This window comes from Mesorhizobium sp. B2-1-3 (genome assembly GCF_006442495.1).
Lineage (GTDB): Bacteria > Pseudomonadota > Alphaproteobacteria > Rhizobiales > Rhizobiaceae > Mesorhizobium.
In genome coordinates, this window is the sequence record NZ_VFWL01000009.1 from 47,906 (window position 1) to 63,285 (window position 15,380).

General features: G+C 63.4%; 17 protein-coding genes and 1 tRNA gene. 13 read left to right on the forward strand and 5 right to left on the reverse strand.

The features are described 5' to 3' along the window. Positions 1-5 precede the first annotated feature (5 nt). The 4 genes from FJ973_RS16450 (at position 6) to FJ973_RS16465 (ending at position 4,901) form a co-directional block, all read left to right on the forward strand. Positions 6-1,100, forward strand: a complete 1,095-nt coding sequence (locus FJ973_RS16450) for a microcin C ABC transporter permease YejB (RefSeq protein ID WP_140496886.1) — start codon at positions 6-8, stop codon at positions 1,098-1,100. Then, positions 1,100-2,245, forward strand: coding sequence for an ABC transporter permease (locus tag FJ973_RS16455; protein ID WP_140556756.1), 1,146 nt, complete (start codon positions 1,100-1,102; stop codon positions 2,243-2,245). Before FJ973_RS16450 ends, FJ973_RS16455 begins: the two co-directional genes overlap by 1 nt. Beyond that, positions 2,242-3,873, forward strand: coding sequence for an ABC transporter ATP-binding protein (locus tag FJ973_RS16460; RefSeq protein ID WP_140556758.1), 1,632 nt, complete (start codon positions 2,242-2,244; stop codon positions 3,871-3,873). Before FJ973_RS16455 ends, FJ973_RS16460 begins: the two co-directional genes overlap by 4 nt. 86 nt (positions 3,874-3,959) lie before the next feature. Continuing rightward, entirely contained in the window at positions 3,960-4,901 is a 942-nt protein-coding gene (locus FJ973_RS16465) for a glyoxylate/hydroxypyruvate reductase A (protein ID WP_140496893.1), read from the forward strand. Between the two features lie 43 nt (positions 4,902-4,944). Here FJ973_RS16465 and FJ973_RS16470 read toward each other — a convergent pair whose 3' ends face one another. Continuing rightward, a complete protein-coding gene (locus FJ973_RS16470) occupies positions 4,945-5,304 on the reverse strand; it encodes a hypothetical protein (RefSeq protein WP_140513098.1) in 360 nt (119 codons plus the stop codon). A gap of 186 nt (positions 5,305-5,490) precedes the next feature. Here FJ973_RS16470 and FJ973_RS16475 point away from each other — a divergent pair, with 186 nt between their 5' ends. Then, positions 5,491-6,501 carry a ligase-associated DNA damage response exonuclease gene (locus FJ973_RS16475; RefSeq protein WP_140496897.1) on the forward strand — a complete coding sequence of 337 codons (1,011 nt, stop codon included), beginning with the start codon at positions 5,491-5,493 and terminating at the stop codon, positions 6,499-6,501. A gap of 4 nt (positions 6,502-6,505) precedes the next feature. Continuing rightward, the gene (locus FJ973_RS16480) at positions 6,506-8,107 is read left to right on the forward strand and encodes a cisplatin damage response ATP-dependent DNA ligase (protein ID WP_140496899.1); all 1,602 of its coding nucleotides are present in this window, start codon (positions 6,506-6,508) and stop codon (positions 8,105-8,107) included. A gap of 24 nt (positions 8,108-8,131) precedes the next feature. Here the strand turns inward: FJ973_RS16480 and FJ973_RS16485 are convergent, their stop codons facing one another. Next, a complete protein-coding gene (locus FJ973_RS16485; protein ID WP_140496901.1) occupies positions 8,132-9,283 on the reverse strand; it encodes a hypothetical protein in 1,152 nt (383 codons plus the stop codon). A 363-nt stretch (positions 9,284-9,646) separates the two neighbouring features. On the opposite strand from FJ973_RS16485, the gene FJ973_RS16490 reads away from it, so the two are divergent. Beyond that, positions 9,647-9,722 (forward strand) — tRNA-Thr (locus FJ973_RS16490). Positions 9,723-9,748: 26 nt separating this feature from the next. On the opposite strand, the gene FJ973_RS16495 is transcribed toward FJ973_RS16490, so the two are convergent. The 3 genes from FJ973_RS16495 to FJ973_RS16505 all read right to left on the reverse strand — a co-directional run bounded on the left by FJ973_RS16495 (position 9,749) and on the right by FJ973_RS16505 (position 12,260). Further along, positions 9,749-10,447, reverse strand: a complete 699-nt coding sequence (locus tag FJ973_RS16495) for a hypothetical protein (protein WP_140556760.1) — start codon at positions 10,445-10,447, stop codon at positions 9,749-9,751. Then, positions 10,444-11,040, reverse strand: a complete 597-nt coding sequence (locus FJ973_RS16500; RefSeq protein ID WP_224680244.1) for a hypothetical protein — start codon at positions 11,038-11,040, stop codon at positions 10,444-10,446. The genes FJ973_RS16495 and FJ973_RS16500 overlap by 4 nt, the downstream gene beginning before the upstream one ends. Positions 11,041-11,438: 398 nt before the next feature. Then, positions 11,439-12,260, reverse strand: a complete 822-nt coding sequence (locus tag FJ973_RS16505) for a membrane-anchored protein (RefSeq protein WP_224680245.1) — start codon at positions 12,258-12,260, stop codon at positions 11,439-11,441. A 525-nt stretch (positions 12,261-12,785) separates the two neighbouring features. On the opposite strand from FJ973_RS16505, the gene FJ973_RS16510 reads away from it, so the two are divergent. The 6 genes from FJ973_RS16510 to FJ973_RS16530 all read left to right on the forward strand — a co-directional run bounded on the left by FJ973_RS16510 (position 12,786) and on the right by FJ973_RS16530 (position 15,337). Then, positions 12,786-12,974 carry a DUF2158 domain-containing protein gene (locus tag FJ973_RS16510; protein ID WP_140496939.1) on the forward strand — a complete coding sequence of 63 codons (189 nt, stop codon included), beginning with the start codon at positions 12,786-12,788 and terminating at the stop codon, positions 12,972-12,974. A 305-nt stretch (positions 12,975-13,279) separates the two neighbouring features. Next, positions 13,280-13,723: an EF-hand domain-containing protein gene (locus FJ973_RS16515; RefSeq protein ID WP_140556763.1), complete on the forward strand. Its 444-nt coding sequence runs from the start codon at positions 13,280-13,282 to the stop codon at positions 13,721-13,723. Between the two features lie 44 nt (positions 13,724-13,767). Further along, the gene (locus FJ973_RS16520) at positions 13,768-14,310 is read left to right on the forward strand and encodes an RNA polymerase sigma factor (RefSeq protein WP_140556765.1); all 543 of its coding nucleotides are present in this window, start codon (positions 13,768-13,770) and stop codon (positions 14,308-14,310) included. After that, positions 14,303-14,449: a hypothetical protein gene (locus FJ973_RS30940; RefSeq protein WP_181165287.1), complete on the forward strand. Its 147-nt coding sequence runs from the start codon at positions 14,303-14,305 to the stop codon at positions 14,447-14,449. The genes FJ973_RS16520 and FJ973_RS30940 overlap by 8 nt, the downstream gene beginning before the upstream one ends. After that, positions 14,442-14,891 (forward strand): hypothetical protein, encoded by a 450-nt coding sequence (locus tag FJ973_RS16525; RefSeq protein ID WP_140556767.1) that lies wholly within the window; start codon positions 14,442-14,444, stop codon positions 14,889-14,891. The genes FJ973_RS30940 and FJ973_RS16525 overlap by 8 nt, the downstream gene beginning before the upstream one ends. Further along, positions 14,888-15,337 (forward strand): periplasmic heavy metal sensor, encoded by a 450-nt coding sequence (locus FJ973_RS16530; protein WP_140556769.1) that lies wholly within the window; start codon positions 14,888-14,890, stop codon positions 15,335-15,337. The genes FJ973_RS16525 and FJ973_RS16530 overlap by 4 nt, the downstream gene beginning before the upstream one ends. Positions 15,338-15,380 lie beyond the last annotated feature (43 nt).

Genomic DNA, 15,380 nt, shown 5'->3' on the forward strand with positions numbered 1-15,380 from the left:
ATCTGATGGGCGCCTATATCCTGCGCCGCATCCTTTTGATGATTCCGACCCTGTTCGGCATCATGGCGATCTCGTTCGCCGTCATCCAGTTTGCGCCCGGCGGCCCGGTCGAGCAGGTCATCGCCAAGCTGACGAACCAGGGCGGCAGCGACCGTCTGGGCGGTGGCGGCGGCGATGCGGGCGGCGGTAATTTCGATGCCGCCGGTGACGTCGGTTCAAAATATCGCGGCGCGCAGGGGCTCGATCCGGAATTCATCAAGAAGCTGGAGAAGCAGTTCGGCTTCGACAAGCCGCCGCTCGAGCGCTTCGGCCTGATGCTGTGGAATTATATCCGGTTCGATTTCGGCGACAGTTATTTCCGCGACATTTCGGTGCTCAACCTGATCCTGGAAAAAATGCCGGTGTCGATCTCGATCGGGCTGTGGATCACGCTCCTGTCCTACCTGATCTCGATCCCGCTCGGCATCCGCAAGGCGGTGAAGGACGGCAGCCCCTTCGACATCTGGACCAGCGGCGTCGTCATCGTCGGCTATGCCATTCCGGGTTTCCTGTTCGGCATCATGCTGATGGTGCTGTTTGCCGGTGGTTCGTTCTGGGACTGGTTCCCGCTGCGCGGCATCGTCTCGGACAATTGGGACCAGTTGTCATGGCCGGCCAAGATCGGGGACTATCTCTGGCACATGACCTTGCCGCTGACGGCGCTGGTGCTGTCGGCCTTCGCCACGACGACGCTGCTGACCAAGAATTCCTTCCTGGAGGAAATCCGCAAGCAATATGTGGTGACCGCCCGCGCCAAGGGCCTCTCGGAACGGCAGGTGCTCTATGGCCATGTCTTCCGCAACGCCATGCTGATCGTCATCGCCGGTTTTCCCGGCGCCTTCATCTCGGCCTTCTTCACCGGTTCGCTGCTGATCGAAAACATCTTCTCGCTCGATGGGCTCGGCCTGCTCGGCTTCCGGTCGGTGGTCGAACGCGACTATCCCGTGGTGTTCGCCAACCTCTACATCTTCTCGCTTCTCGGCCTGTTCGTCGGATTGCTGTCCGACCTCATCTACACCTGGGTCGATCCGCGCATCGATTTCGAGCGGAGAGACGTTTGATGTCGGAGGCAAGTGTTACCGCCGGGGTCGTGCCGGAGCGGATGCCGCGGCCGTTTCTGTCGCCGCTCAACAAGCGCCGCCTGGAGAACTTCAAGGCCAACCGGCGCGGCTACTGGTCGCTGTGGATCTTCCTTGTCCTGTTCGTGCTGTCGCTGTTCGCCGAATTCATCGCCAACGACAAGCCGATCATCGCCTCCTACAAGGGCGAGATCCTGTTTCCGGTGCTGGTCGCCTATCCCGAAGAGAAGTTCGGCGGCTTCTATGCCGTCACCGACTATCGCGACCCGGTGATCCAGGACGAGATCAACGCCAATGGCTGGATGATCTGGCCGCCAATCCGCTATTCCTACCAGACCGTCAACAATGCCATTCCCGAAGCAGCCCCGGCCAAGCCGTCCTGGCAGTATGACGCCAAGACGCGCTGCAACCAGTACCCGCAGGGGGCTGCTGATCCGGCCTGCAGCGTCGGTAACTGGAACTGGCTGGGCACCGACGACCAGGCGCGCGACGTGCTGGCGCGGGTCATTTACGGTTTCCGCATCTCGGTGCTGTTCGGACTGATCCTGACCGCCGGCTCGGCTCTGATCGGCGTCGCGGCCGGCGCCCTACAGGGCTATTTCGGCGGCTGGACGGACCTGCTGTTCCAGCGCTTCATCGAGATATGGTCGGCTATTCCCGTGCTCTATCTCCTGCTTATCGTCGCCGCCATATTGCCGCCGGGCTTCTTCATCCTGCTCGGGCTGATGCTGCTGTTTTCCTGGGTGGCGTTGGTCGGCGTGGTGCGGGCCGAATTCCTGCGCGCGCGCAATTTCGAGTACGTCAACGCGGCGCGCGCGCTCGGCGTGCGCAACCGCACCATCATGTTCCGGCACCTGTTGCCCAACGCCATGGTGGCGACACTGACCTTCCTGCCGTTCCTGCTCTCAGGCTCGATCTCGACGCTGACCTCGCTAGACTATCTCGGTTTCGGCCTGCCGCCGGGCTCGGCCTCGCTCGGCGAATTGCTCAAGCAGGCGCAGCGCAATCTCAACGCGCCGTGGCTCGGCATTTCCGGCTTCGTCGTCATCTCGCTGATGCTGTCGCTGTTGGTCTTCGTCGGCGAGGCGACACGCGACGCCTTCGATCCGCGCAAGACGTTCCGATGAGCGACGCCCCCTTGCTCTCGGTCCAGGACCTCAGCGTCGCTTTTGCGCAAGGCGGACAGCAGTCGCTGGCCGTCGATCACATCTCCTTCGACATCGCCAAGGGCGAGACGGTGGCGCTGGTCGGCGAATCCGGCTCCGGCAAATCGGTCTCGGCGCTGTCCGTGCTGAAGCTCTTGCCCTATCCCAGCGCCAGCCACCCCTCGGGCAGGATCCTGTTCCAGGGCGCCGACCTGCTCGCCATGAACGAGAAGCAACTGCGACGGGTGCGCGGCAACAAGATCACCATGATCTTCCAGGAGCCGATGACCTCGCTCAATCCGCTGCACACGATCGAGCAGCAGATCGTCGAAATCCTGAAGCTGCACCAGGGCATGGCCGACCGCCCGGCCAAGGCGCGCACGCTGGCCCTGCTCAACGAGGTCGGCATTCGCGATCCGCAGAAACGGCTCGACGCCTATCCGCACCAGCTGTCCGGCGGCCAGCGCCAGCGCGTCATGATCGCCATGGCGCTGGCCAACGAGCCGGAACTCCTGATCGCCGACGAGCCGACGACGGCGCTCGACGTCACCGTGCAGGCGCAGATCCTCGAGCTGCTGGCCGGCTTGAAAAGCCGCAAGGGCATGTCGATGCTGTTCATCACCCATGATCTCGGCATCGTGCGCAAGATCGCCGACCGGGTGTGCGTGATGACCAAGGGCAAGATCGTCGAGATGGGGCCTGCCAAGGACATCTTCGCCAATCCGCAGCACGCCTATACGCGCCATCTTCTGGCGGCCGAGCCCAAGGGCAAGCCACCCGCGGCCAACAGCGCCGCGGCACCCGTGATGACCGGCAAGGACATCCAAGTCTGGTTTCCGATCAAGCAGGGCTTCTTCCGGCGCACCGTCGACCATGTGAAGGCGGTCGACGGCATCGATGTCACCGTGCGGGCCGGCCAGACGCTGGGCGTGGTTGGAGAGTCCGGGTCGGGCAAGACCACGCTCGGCCTGGCGCTGGCGCGGATGATCTCGTCGAGCGGAACCATCCAGTTCAACGGGCGCGACATCAACCAGCTCTCGTTCAACGCCATGCGCCCGCTCAGGCGCGAATTGCAGATCGTCTTCCAGGATCCTTTCGGCTCGCTCAGTCCCCGCATGTCCATCGCCGAGATCATCGAAGAAGGCTTGAAGATCCACGAGCCGAAGCTGTCGCTCGACGAGCGCGACGACAAGGTGGTCGACGTGCTGAAGGAAGTCGGGCTCGATCCGGCGACGCGCAACCGCTATCCGCACGAATTCTCCGGCGGCCAGCGCCAGCGCGTCGCCATTGCTCGCGCCATGGTGCTCAACCCGCGTTTCGTCATGCTGGACGAGCCGACCTCGGCGCTCGACATGAGCGTGCAGGCGCAGGTGGTCGACCTCCTGCGCAGCCTGCAGGCCAAGCATGACCTCGCCTATCTCTTCATCAGCCACGACCTCAAGGTCATCCGGGCCCTGGCCAACGATGTCATCGTCATGCGCAATGGCCAGATCGTCGAAGCCGGTCCTTCCGAACAGATTTTTGAAAAGCCGCAAACCGACTATACTCGGGCGCTGATCTCGGCCGCCTTCAAGATAGAAACCGCCCCGACGGGGGTCGTCAGCGAGTGACTCCTTCCTTCGCAATTCCGGTCGGAAAGCCGCCTTGCGCCTTTCCCGCAATTGCTCCAAACCGAACAACAGGACAAAATCCATAAATGGAAAAAGGCAAAATCCTGCTTGCCGTCACCGGCTTTCACCCGCAGCGCTGGCGCGAACTGCTGTCCGCAGAGCGCGAGGTGGTGCTCGAGCCGGACGGCGCCAGCGATCCTTCGATCACCTATGCGGTGGTGTGGAAACAGCGGCCGAACCTGTTGGGGTCGCTGCCCAATCTGCGCGCCATCTTCTCGATCGGCGCCGGTGTCGACCACATCTTCTCCGATCCCAGCCTGCCGGACGTGCCGATCGTCAAGGTCGTCGCCGGCAACCTGGCCCAGCACATGACCGAATATGTCGTCTGGCGGGTGCTCGATCATCACCGCCAGGGCCTGCTGTACCGGTCGCAGCAGCCGAAGAAGATATGGCGCGAGCCGGCGCAGCGCACCGCTGAAGACATCTCTGTCGGCATCATGGGGCTCGGCAGTCTCGGCCGCGCGGCGGCGTCGGCGCTGTTGTCGCTCGGCTTCGCGGTCAATGGCTGGTCGCGCACGGACCGGCCGATGGAAGGTGTCGCGACCTATTGCGGCGAGGCCGGGCTTATCCCGTTCCTCAATGCCACAGACATACTGGTCGTGCTGCTGCCGCTGACGCCGGATACCAAGGGTATCATCAATTACGGCGTGCTGAAGGAATTGCGCAAGCGCAACGGTCTTGGCGGCTCGGTGCTGATCAATGCCGGTCGCGGCCGCCTGCAGAAGGATGCCGACATCGTGCGCGCGCTGGACGACGGCACGCTGAAGGAAGCGAGCCTCGACGTGTTCGAGGTCGAACCGCTGCCGAAGACCAGCCCGCTATGGGCCCATCCGAAAGTGTTCGTGACGCCGCATGCCGCGGCCACGTCCGATCCCGTCCACCTGGCGCCGATCATGCTGCGCCAGATGGACGCCTTCGAGCGGGGCGAAAAGCTGGAGAACCTGGTGGACCGCAAAGCGGGATATTAGGCCGCTGGCATGTGGTCATCGGGATCGCCTTAGGCGACCTGCGTCAGCCGGGCAGAGCGAACTTCTTCTGCTTGTCCGGCTTGCCGCAATCGCGGCGCTCGATAGACCGGTTCATGGCGTCGATCTCGCCGCTTGCCTTGTCGGCATCGCGCTTGGTCTTGGAGCGGATATCCGGAATGAACGGGCCGAAGCCCATCGCGGGGTTGGAGAATGTCGGCTTGGCCTGCTGGGACAGATTGTATTGCCGAGCCAGGGCGTTGCGTTGCGCCAGCAACTGGCCGCAAGGCACGCTGTCATACTGCAGTGAAGACTGGACGTTTTCGTCCTGGCGCTCGGACATGGAGTTGCCGACACAGCCCGCCATAACGAGGCAAGAGGCCAAGGCCATCATGTTCCAGCGCATGGAAAATCCCTCCGTACGACACTGCCCCGACATAATCCGGCATGCGATTGGGGCTTTTTCGCAGCAGAGGCATCCGCAGGCCTCAGAGTGCGTTGCCTGACTGCTGCCCGGCGGGTGGCTGTAGGACGAGTCAGCAGTCTCTTGCAACAGGCTTCCCGCGCCCGAATTAGCCACTATCTTGGAACGATGCGCGCCAGCGACCTGCTCCATCCCCGGCCCGAGGGCCTTTACTGCCCGCCGGGCGACTTCTTCATCGACCCGGTGCGGCCGGTCAACCGGGCGCTGATCACGCACGGCCATTCCGACCACGCACGCTCCGGCCACGGCTCGGTGCTGGCGACGCAGCAGACGCTGGACATCATGAGGCTTCGCTATGGCGAGGGTTTTGCAGGCACGACACAGACGGCAGGACTGGGCGAGCGAATTGCCTTCAACGGCGTCGACATCAGCTTTCATCCGGCCGGCCATGTGCTGGGCTCGGCGCAGATCGCGGTCGTGCATCAGGGCATGCGCATCGTCGCCTCCGGCGACTACAAGCGGCAGCAGGACGCGACATGCCTGCCGTTCGAGCCAATCGCGTGCGATGTGTTCATCACCGAGGCAACCTTCGGCCTGCCGGTGTTTCGCCACCCGCCGGACGAGGAGGAGATCGCGCGGCTCCTGAAATCGGCGGCGCAGTTCCCCGAACGCTCGCATCTCATCGGAGCCTACGCGCTGGGCAAGGCGCAACGGGTGATGCGTCTGTTGCGCGACGCCGGCTACGACAGGCCGATCTATATCCACGGCGCGCTGGCCAAGCTCAGCGACTATTACCAGAGCCAGGGCATCGATCTCGGCACGCTGGAGCCGGCGACAGTGGAGAGCGCCAGCAAGGATGATTTCACCGGCGCCATCGTCGTCGGTCCGCCGGCCGCCTTCGCCGATCGCTGGGCGAGGCGCTTTCCCGATCCGATCTCCTGCTTCGCCTCGGGCTGGATGCGCATCCGCCAGCGCGCCAAGCAGGGCGGCGTCGAGCTGCCGCTGATCATTTCGGATCATGCCGACTGGGACGAACTGACCGCCACGATCAAGGAGACCGGCGCAGAGGAAATCTGGGTGACACACGGCCGCGAGGAGGCGCTGGTGCGCTGGTGCGAACTCGAAGGGATCGCTGCGCGGCCACTGCATCTGGTGGGGTATGAGGACGAGGGCGATTGATGGCATGAATCGCTTCGCCGAACTGCTCGACCGCCTTGTGCTGACGCCGTCGCGCAACGGCAAGCTGACGCTGCTGACCGATTATTTCCGCAGCGTCGAGGATCCCGATCGCGGGCTGGCGCTGGCTGCCATCACCGGCGACCTCAACATCGCCGCGATCAAGCCGGCGATGCTGCGCACCCTGGTGACCGAACGCATGGATCCGGTGCTGTTCGGCTATTCCTACGACTATGTCGGCGATCTCGCCGAGACCGTGTCGCTGGTCTGGCCGCAGACGCCCGGAACCATACCGAACCGTGAGCCGACGCTCGGTGAGGTGGTCGCGAAGCTGCAGGCGGCGAGCCGCTCCGACGGGCCGAAAGTGCTGTCAAACCTGCTCGACAGTGCCGGCATCTCGGCCCGCTTCGCCATCATCAAGCTGGTCACCGGCGGGTTGCGCATCGGGGTGTCGGCGCGGCTGGCCAAGCAGGCACTGGCGGATTTCGGCAAGGTCGACGTCGCCGAGATCGAGGAACTCTGGCACGGGCTGTCGCCGCCGTACACAGCCTTGTTCGCATGGCTGGAAGGCAAGGCCGCAAAGCCCGAGAGGGCCGCGCGGGCACTGTTCCGGCCGGTGATGCTGTCCAACCCGGTCGGCGACGGCGATCTCGACAGGCTCGACCCCGCCGATTACGTGGCCGAGTGGAAATGGGACGGCATCCGCGTCCAGGCGGTGTCGGAAGGCGGCATCCGCCGGCTCTATTCGCGCACCGGCGACGATGTCTCCGGCGCCTTTCCCGACCTCGCCGAGGCGATGGTTTTCTCGGCCACGCTCGACGGGGAATTGCTGGTCGGCGATCCCCGGGAAGCGACAGGGACATTCTCGGATCTCCAGCAGCGGTTGAACCGCAAGACGGTGTCACTGAAGATGCAGCAGCAATATCCGGCTTTCATGCGTTGCTACGACCTTTTGCAGGTCGGCGCGGAGGATTTGCGGGGATTGCCCTTCCGGGAGCGGCGCGTCCGCCTCGAAAACTTCGTGAAAACGCTCGACCCGAGCCGCTTCGATCTTTCGCCATTCGTCGCGTTCTCGGACTGGCAGGCGCTGGAGGAACTGCGCCGGGCGCCGCCGCACCCGATCATCGAAGGCGTGATGCTGAAGCGCTGGGATTCGCCCTATGTCGCCGGCCGGCCGAAGGGGCCCTGGTTCAAATGGAAACGTGACCCGCACACGGTGGACGCCGTGCTCATGTACGCCCAGCGCGGCCACGGCAAGCGCTCGAGCTTCTACTCCGATTACACGTTCGGCGTCTGGTCCGGAGCGGAAGGCGAGGAGGAACTGGTGCCGGTCGGCAAGGCCTATTTCGGCTTCACCGACGAGGAATTGAGGCAGATCGACAAATATGTCCGCGACAACACGATCGAGCGTTTCGGGCCTGTGCGCTCGGTGCGCGCCGACCGTGACAACGGGCTGGTGCTGGAAGTCGCCTTCGAAGGGCTCAACCGTTCGACGCGTCACAAATCCGGCGTTGCCATGCGCTTTCCCCGCATCTCGCGGCTGCGCTGGGACAAGCCCGCCAACGAGGCCGACCGCATCGAGACGCTGCAGGCGCTGCTCGATCGTTGATCGCACCCTCTCCGGTGCCGGCGCTCAAGGCTCGACGGAGACGCGGATCTCGTAAATGTTGACCGCCTTGCCCTGCTTGTCGAAATCGGAGTTGATGGCGATCGTTCCGGCCGAGCCGGGCCGCTTGTCGGGGAATTTCACGTCGAAGAGATATTCGTTGCGCTGCTGGCCGACCGCATAGCGTTTGCGGCCGCAATCACCAAGCTCGCCGAAATTGCAGTCGACCGAGATCTGCGTGTCCTTGCCGTCCTCGGCGCGGGCGACGATATCGAACACGGCGTGCTTGCCGGCGAGCTTCTCCAGCACGCCTTGCCCGACATCGAAGCTGATCGCCGAACCGGAAGCGCCGGACTGGATGCGCAGGAATGGCCCGGAATCGTCCTTCATCGTTTCCGCCTTGGCGTCCGACGGAGCGCTGACATGCGCCGGGTCGGTGGGCGAAAACACGTTGATCCAGTTGCGCGCCTGATCGGCAGCGCCGGGCTTTTCCGGCCCGGTCTCGCCATCGGCCGGTGTGAAATCGTCGTCCTCGACGGTCGGCGGCGCTTCGGGCGGAGCGGTGTCGAGCTGAGCCTGGGTCTTGAAGACGCCGGTCTGCATGGCGAAAAACAGCCCGATGCCGACCGCGGCGAGCAGCGTCACGGTGAGGAAGATGGCGGTCAGCGGCAGCCGCCGGCCCCTGATGCGCCTCTCGTCGCGATCGGGCGCCACTTCAGCCGTCGCCTCGGACGAAGCGGGAGCCGACATGTCGATGGACGGCACGCCGGAAAGGGTCGCGTCGGGCATGATGTCTGGAACGACCGGCAAGACGCGTGAGCGCGGGGCATCGGCAGCCGGCTGCGCAGGCTCGTCGACGGAAACTGCGGGCGGTGCGGCGCTCTCGCCGGTTGCGGCGGGTGCGGCCGGGCTCGCCGGAAGCTCGACCGCCGGTGCATCGGACTCAGCCTGGGGAGCGACATCCGGCACCGCCGGCAGGAATTCGGATTCGATTTCGGTGATCTTGGCCTGTATCGCCTTGCGGCGCTTGATGGCGACTTCCACCGTCACGCCGGGATTGGCCTGGAGCGCGCGGTCGAGCGCGGCGAAAGCCGAGCGATAGACCTTCTCGCGGTATGCGCGGTCCTCGGCATTGCCTCTTTCGAGGGCGTTCCGGATCGCTTTTTCGATTGCGTCCAAGCGAGATCCCTCTGTGCGTTGCCCAAACCTCGCCATGATCGTTAGCCGCAGCCGACCAATCAATCAACGGGCGAGCGTCCGCATTCTGCCTCGTTGGAGTGTCCAAAGTCCATCTTGGCGGTATTCCGGCAACGAAATCAACATGCTTCATTGATCTTTGCCGGCAGGGAGGCACGGGGCCAGGCGCAATGTCCCGGCCGATCGGTAAGGGCGTGGCAGCCGGCTTTGTCGGCGATGTGTCGGGGCGGAACGACGCGCAACACGAATTGCCGGGCCGCATCCTGAATTCGCGATCGCCCATCTTGAATTCGCCGTCGGTTGAGTCTATCACCCAGCCCATCTTGGAGGCCTAACGCTTCCCGGGCCGCTTTAGCTCAGTTGGTAGAGCACATCATTCGTAATGATGGGGTCGCGTGTTCGAGTCACGCAAGCGGCACCACTTCCCCAGCCCTGCTGACGTCGCCGTCATGGCATCTGCCCCTGCCACAAGGGTAATCCACTTTCGGCCGCGAAGTCTTTATCCTCCGCGTAGATCGGTTCGCCTCTTCTCACCACCCGCCGAAGCAGGGCCGCATCTTCGTTGGCGTGATATCGAAAGGCGTTTCGGGTGTCGTATCCGTGCCCGGCCTGGGACAGGGAAAACCCGCTGACGACGACAGGGGCAAAGCCGGCGAAACGCGCCAGTATGATCGCGAAGGCTCCGGTGGAGATCTTCCGGTGCCAGCCGCGGAACATATGATATTTGCCGCTAAGCTGCCAAACGACGTTGGCAAGCTGCCATTTGGTAAGCGCCTGCAAGGTTTCATAACGATAATTGAAGGTGCGACAACCGGCTTTCAGCTTGTCCTCGACATCGGGCCAAACCGGGATGATCAGGTGCTTTGCCTGCCGTCCATTTAACAGATCACGCTTGTAGAAATCCTGTTCGCTGGCGTCGACAAAAATGCCGCGGCGGATAACGGCGATATCAGGAACGGGGAGGCCGACGGTTTCCGCCAAAAGCTGGGAAGCATTGACGGTCACAAGTGCCCAATCGGCATCATATCCCTGCGGGAGGCGAAAATTCGGAGCCGAGCCCATCACCAAGGCGGGACCTGTGGCCCTGGGCAGGCGAAGAATTGGTTTTTGGAAGATTGGCAAGAGATCCGAAAGCGGAGTTTTCATCCGGGAATCTGAACCGCCTGTTCCTCAAACGCGCGCAGGATGCTCTCTTCCCGGCTCCACAATTCGTCCCATTGCGTGGTGCCGGACCAACCCGCAAACCAAGGGCCGCCGAGCGTATAATGCGCCAGCGAGACATCGGCGGGATCGAGTTCGGAAGCCGAAGCCCCGACGAGGTAGTTCCACGCCAGGGGCAATTCGCCGATCTCATGGTCCTCAAGCCATTTGAAGGCGTGGAGGTCACGTCCGGGCCACGTATTGAGCATCTCATTGGTCAGCCGCTTGTTGGCGGGATGATCCAGATTCCATAAAACGACCGACGACCAGTTCTTGCGGCGATAGAACGTCTGCGTTTGTCCGTCCATCTTGACCGCTTCGGATTCGCGTTGCTGGTGCTTGACCGCCATGATCGCGTAGGAAGGATCGAGCAGATCGAGCAGTTTGACCGGATCCTTTAGAAACAGGACGTCGCAATCGCAGAACATGGCCCAGCCGCTTTGCCCCATGAACGGAACGGCAAAGCGCGATATGGCAAACTCGGTCGCCATCGGCGCCTCGGAAATCGGGCACCAGAGCTTACCGTCACGTACTTCCATCGGTCGCGTCATGATTCCTTGGGCTACAAGGTCCTTGAGCACGAGCGGCTGTATCTGCAACGGGGTGCTTGTCCGCCGATAGGCGCTCCATCGCGCCACGTCCAGAACTCGGGATTCGCGCGGATCATAGCCAATGTAGATTGGTATCATGTGGCAGTTCTATAATCTGATGTGAATTTAGACGAATCTAGCATGGCAGCACTGCACGCGGAAGACCAGAAGCACATTCGCAATGCCGTGTGTCCGGGTTGCCACGAGCGTTTCATCTCTGAAGGTGTCGATGGTGTTTTTGCGCGACAAGTGCCAAGCCGGCATCGCACCTCTTCACGACGGAGCCGTCGAGCGGATCGTCGCACTCACATTTGAGACAGCTCACCAGCGAGCCACATCGACCGTTGTTATTGGACCTCACATCTCCCGAACTGGCCTGTCCAGAGTGGCAGACCGAGCGAGTCCGCCACATGCGGATCGCTCGTATAAAGGGGGAAACCGAGCGCCAACAGCGCCAGCAGGGTGGCACGGTCGGAACCGACGTGCATCCGGTCGATGTTCAGTTTGTTGTACACATGGCCGTGCGAACCCGGGTCAATACCCGTGATGATCACGGCCGGCGCGCCGTTATGCAAGGCGTAAAGGACCGCCGTGATCCCGGTCGAGAACTTCTCCTCCAGGTGCATCTCGAAATTGGGCACACCCATCACTGCTTCGTAGAGCGCCATGCGCTGGTGACGGGTCATCGTGCGCAGGTCGCGACAGCGGTAGTTGAAGGCCGCGATGTTGCAGCGCAATTCCTCCATCGTGCGGTGTGCACGCACAATCCAGAGCAGATCGGTCTCCTGGCCGGTCAAGACGGCGCGCACGGCCACAGCGTTGGGCTTGGTCGCGTCAAGCTGGTTGACGTAAAGAAATGTCGCGTCAGGAGTACCCATCCCCCAGCGGGCAGTCACGGTCTGCGAGCCATTCACGGTAAAGAGTGTGAAAGCATCGCGCTGAAAACCCACCGGCGGGTTCGAGACCGGCGCGGAGCCCACGACGAGGACCGGCTTTGTAAGCGGCACAGGGTGCCGTGGCGCCTGGGGGTGCAGCAGGCGATATAACAGTTTCCGCTTAACCACGAGAAGCGGGTGATCGAACAAGCGCTTGCGCAGCGGCTTCTGTGCATCGGGATTCGCTGCGCTATGCTCTGCAATCTCCAGAGCGATCCCCTTGGCCTTCGCCAAACCGGCCTCCTCTCAATGCTTTCCCGGGCATGTACTCCCCCCTGCCAGCCGGCGTTGATCAGCGGCTTGATCGTTGGGGCAGGCAGCAACCATAACGTGACGAATCATTTCCTCCGGCGCTCTGATGGGAACCCTTCGCTTTTCCCCAAGCGCTTCAAGACTCTCTCACTCAATGTCGCAACTCTACTGTATTCGGCACGAGACTGCATGCGGGTTGCTGTTGTTTGTTGCTTCTGATCACGGTTCGATAGAACTCCGTCCGAAACTCATGGTGCCAGATCGGCAGCATCGCCGAAGCGATAGCCGCGCTCAATACTCAGCAGAGGGTCAATCTCCACCAGCCGAACAGGAATTTCAACATCCAATTTCGACAACAAACGGCAAGACACATTGCTGCAACTGCGACCGAGACCCGACCTCAAAACGCCGCCTGGCACTGTGGATCGCGATGCTGGCCGAATGCATCCGCCATTGTCGAGACCGAGGTTTGATGTGAAACTCCCGGCGTCAGCATGGGAGGTCAAAATGCCCAACAGTTTCAAGACCGGAGACGTCGTCAAGCTGAAGTCCGGAGGCCCGAAGATGACGATAAGCGACGGTGCCGCCTCCGGCACATATATGTGTCATTGGTTCAACCGCGAGGGCGATGTATGGACCCCGCAGCATGCCGGCTTCAAGCCGGACCAGTTGGTGGTGGCGGACCAATCGACATAGAGCGGGTTCACCGTTTCGCGGAAACGGCGAAACGCTCTATCTCTTTGTTTTTGCGCAATTCCATAGGGAAAGCGCTACGCGCTTTTCCCGGAAAGCCGTACACACTTTTCTTGGAATTGCTCAAGTTCCTGCCCTTCAGCTGAAGGGTTCGAACAGGGCGCAAGCAGCGCCCGATCGGGCGCGTTGTTGCGGCATGCGCCTGCTGGCCTAAAAGTCACCGACGGATTTCTACCGCCGCTGCGTTTAACGGGAGAAGCGTCGCCACGGCACAATGCCATGGCAGCGCGCCAACCGGAGACGCCAGCATGATACGCCGTTCGATCCTTGCCGCTGCCTTGAGCCTGCTGACCGCCACGGCGTTCGCCCAGACGGCGACACAGCCTCCGGCCGCGACGTCCCCTTCTGCACCGCCCCCCGCTGCCGCGCCAGCCACGTCAAAGACCAGGCCCGAAATCACGCTGGCCAAGTTCCAGAAGCGGCGTGAGAAGGCGATCATGGCCGCCGACACGGATGGCGACGGCAAGATCAGCCTGCTGGAATGGGAGGCCCTCCAGGCAAAGCGCGGCACCAAGGGCGACCCGACACAGTCCTTCGCGCGCGCGGACTCGAACCATGACGGCTTCATCGACCGCGCCGAGCTCGATGCGTTCTTCGCCCAGCGCTTCGCCAGGCTGGACAAGAATGGCGACGGCGTTCTGAGCGTCGACGAAATGCCGGGCCATAAATCCGCTCCCAAGGCGGAGCAATGAACGGGGGTAATGGCACGCGATGACCATCAGGGGTGCGCCAGCCGATGAGCGCGGATCCGGACGAGGATCTGGTTCGTCGTATCGGCGCCGGCGATCCGGCGGCCGTGCAAACGCTCGTCGCGCGCAAACTGCCGCGTATCCTGGCGCTTGCCGTGCGCATGCTGGGCGACGCGGCGGAAGCCGAGGATGTCGCGCAGGAGACCTTCGTCCGAATCTGGCGGCATGCCTCGGGCTGGCGGCGCGGCAATGCCCGCTTCGACACCTGGATCCACCGGGTGACGCTGAACCTTTGCTACGACCGGCTGCGCCGCCGCCGCGAATGGGTGACAGACGATCTGCCGGAGGTGGTAGACCCGGCGCCGCTTCCGGATACCCAGCCGCGGGAAGACACGTGGCGCGTCGAACAGGCCTTGCGAGCCATCGCGCCGCGGCAGCGCGAAGCCATCATCCTGGTCTACTATCAGGACATGTCGAACATCGAGGCGGCCACGACCCTGGAGATCAGCGTCGATGCCCTGGAGAGCCTGCTTTCGCGCGGCCGCAGGGCGCTGCAGGCGATCCTGGCCAGGGACGATGTCCATGAATGAAAACCGCGCCGCCATGAAGGCGCAGCGTTCGCGCCTTGCCGACACCGCCTGGCGGCCGGCTCCGATGATCGCCGCGCCGTGCGGGCACGCGATGCCAGCGGGCAAGGGGCCAACAGGCAAGGGAAAGACCGATGTCTGACCGATCCAGGGACGCACCGACGATGGATGCCGAACGCTTTGCCGCGCTGGCGGCAGCCTATGGCGGCGACTTGCGGCGATGGCCACAGGCCGAACGCGCGGCCGGCAGCATCCTTGCCGCCAGCGACGCGGGCGCGGCCATTCTGAGGGATGCCGGCAAGCTCGACGCCCTGCTCGACAGCTATCGCGTCGAGGCGCCCGGCAAGGCGCTGCACGGCGGCATAGTGAGGGCTGCCGACCGGCATCTTGCCCAACGCTCGCGCCAGCGCTTGTGGTGGCTGGGGCTCGGACTTGCCGGCATCGGCCTGGCCGGCGCGGTTGCCGGATCGGCTTTGGTGATCGTCGCCACGCCTGAGGTTCAGCCCGATCAGTATGTGCTGGACGCCAATGCGACGGCGTTCGGCGATGCCGGTCCCGACGACACGATCGAGGAAAACCTATGAGCACGGGCCGCAAGCTCCTCATCGCGTCCGTGGCGCTGAACGTCTTCCTGGCCGGCGCCCTTGCCGGCGGGGCCGTCTGGCTGAGAAGTGGCAAGGCGGGCCAGGGCTATTCGCTGGAAGCGGCCGGAGGCCGGCTTCCGGACCAGGAACGCAGGATATTCCGCAAGGCGTTGCGTGAGGTCCGGCGCGAATCCCGCCAGGTCATCCTCGACGGCCAGCAGGCCAGGCGCGAGGCCGCCGACCTGCTGCGGCAGCCCACCCTCGACACGGCAGCGCTGACGGCCGCGCTCGAGCGGGCCCGCAACGCCGACGTCACCATGCGCATGCGGCTGGAGCAGCGCATCGTCGAGTTTGCCGCGGCAAGTTCGGCCGAGGATCGCGCCGTGCTGGCTGAGGCGCTGACAAGACGCGCCGCGTTGCCGCCGGCGCCAAAAAAATCGCCATAAGCACCGACGGAATGCGCCGAAGCCGCCGTTTAAGGCAAGAAGG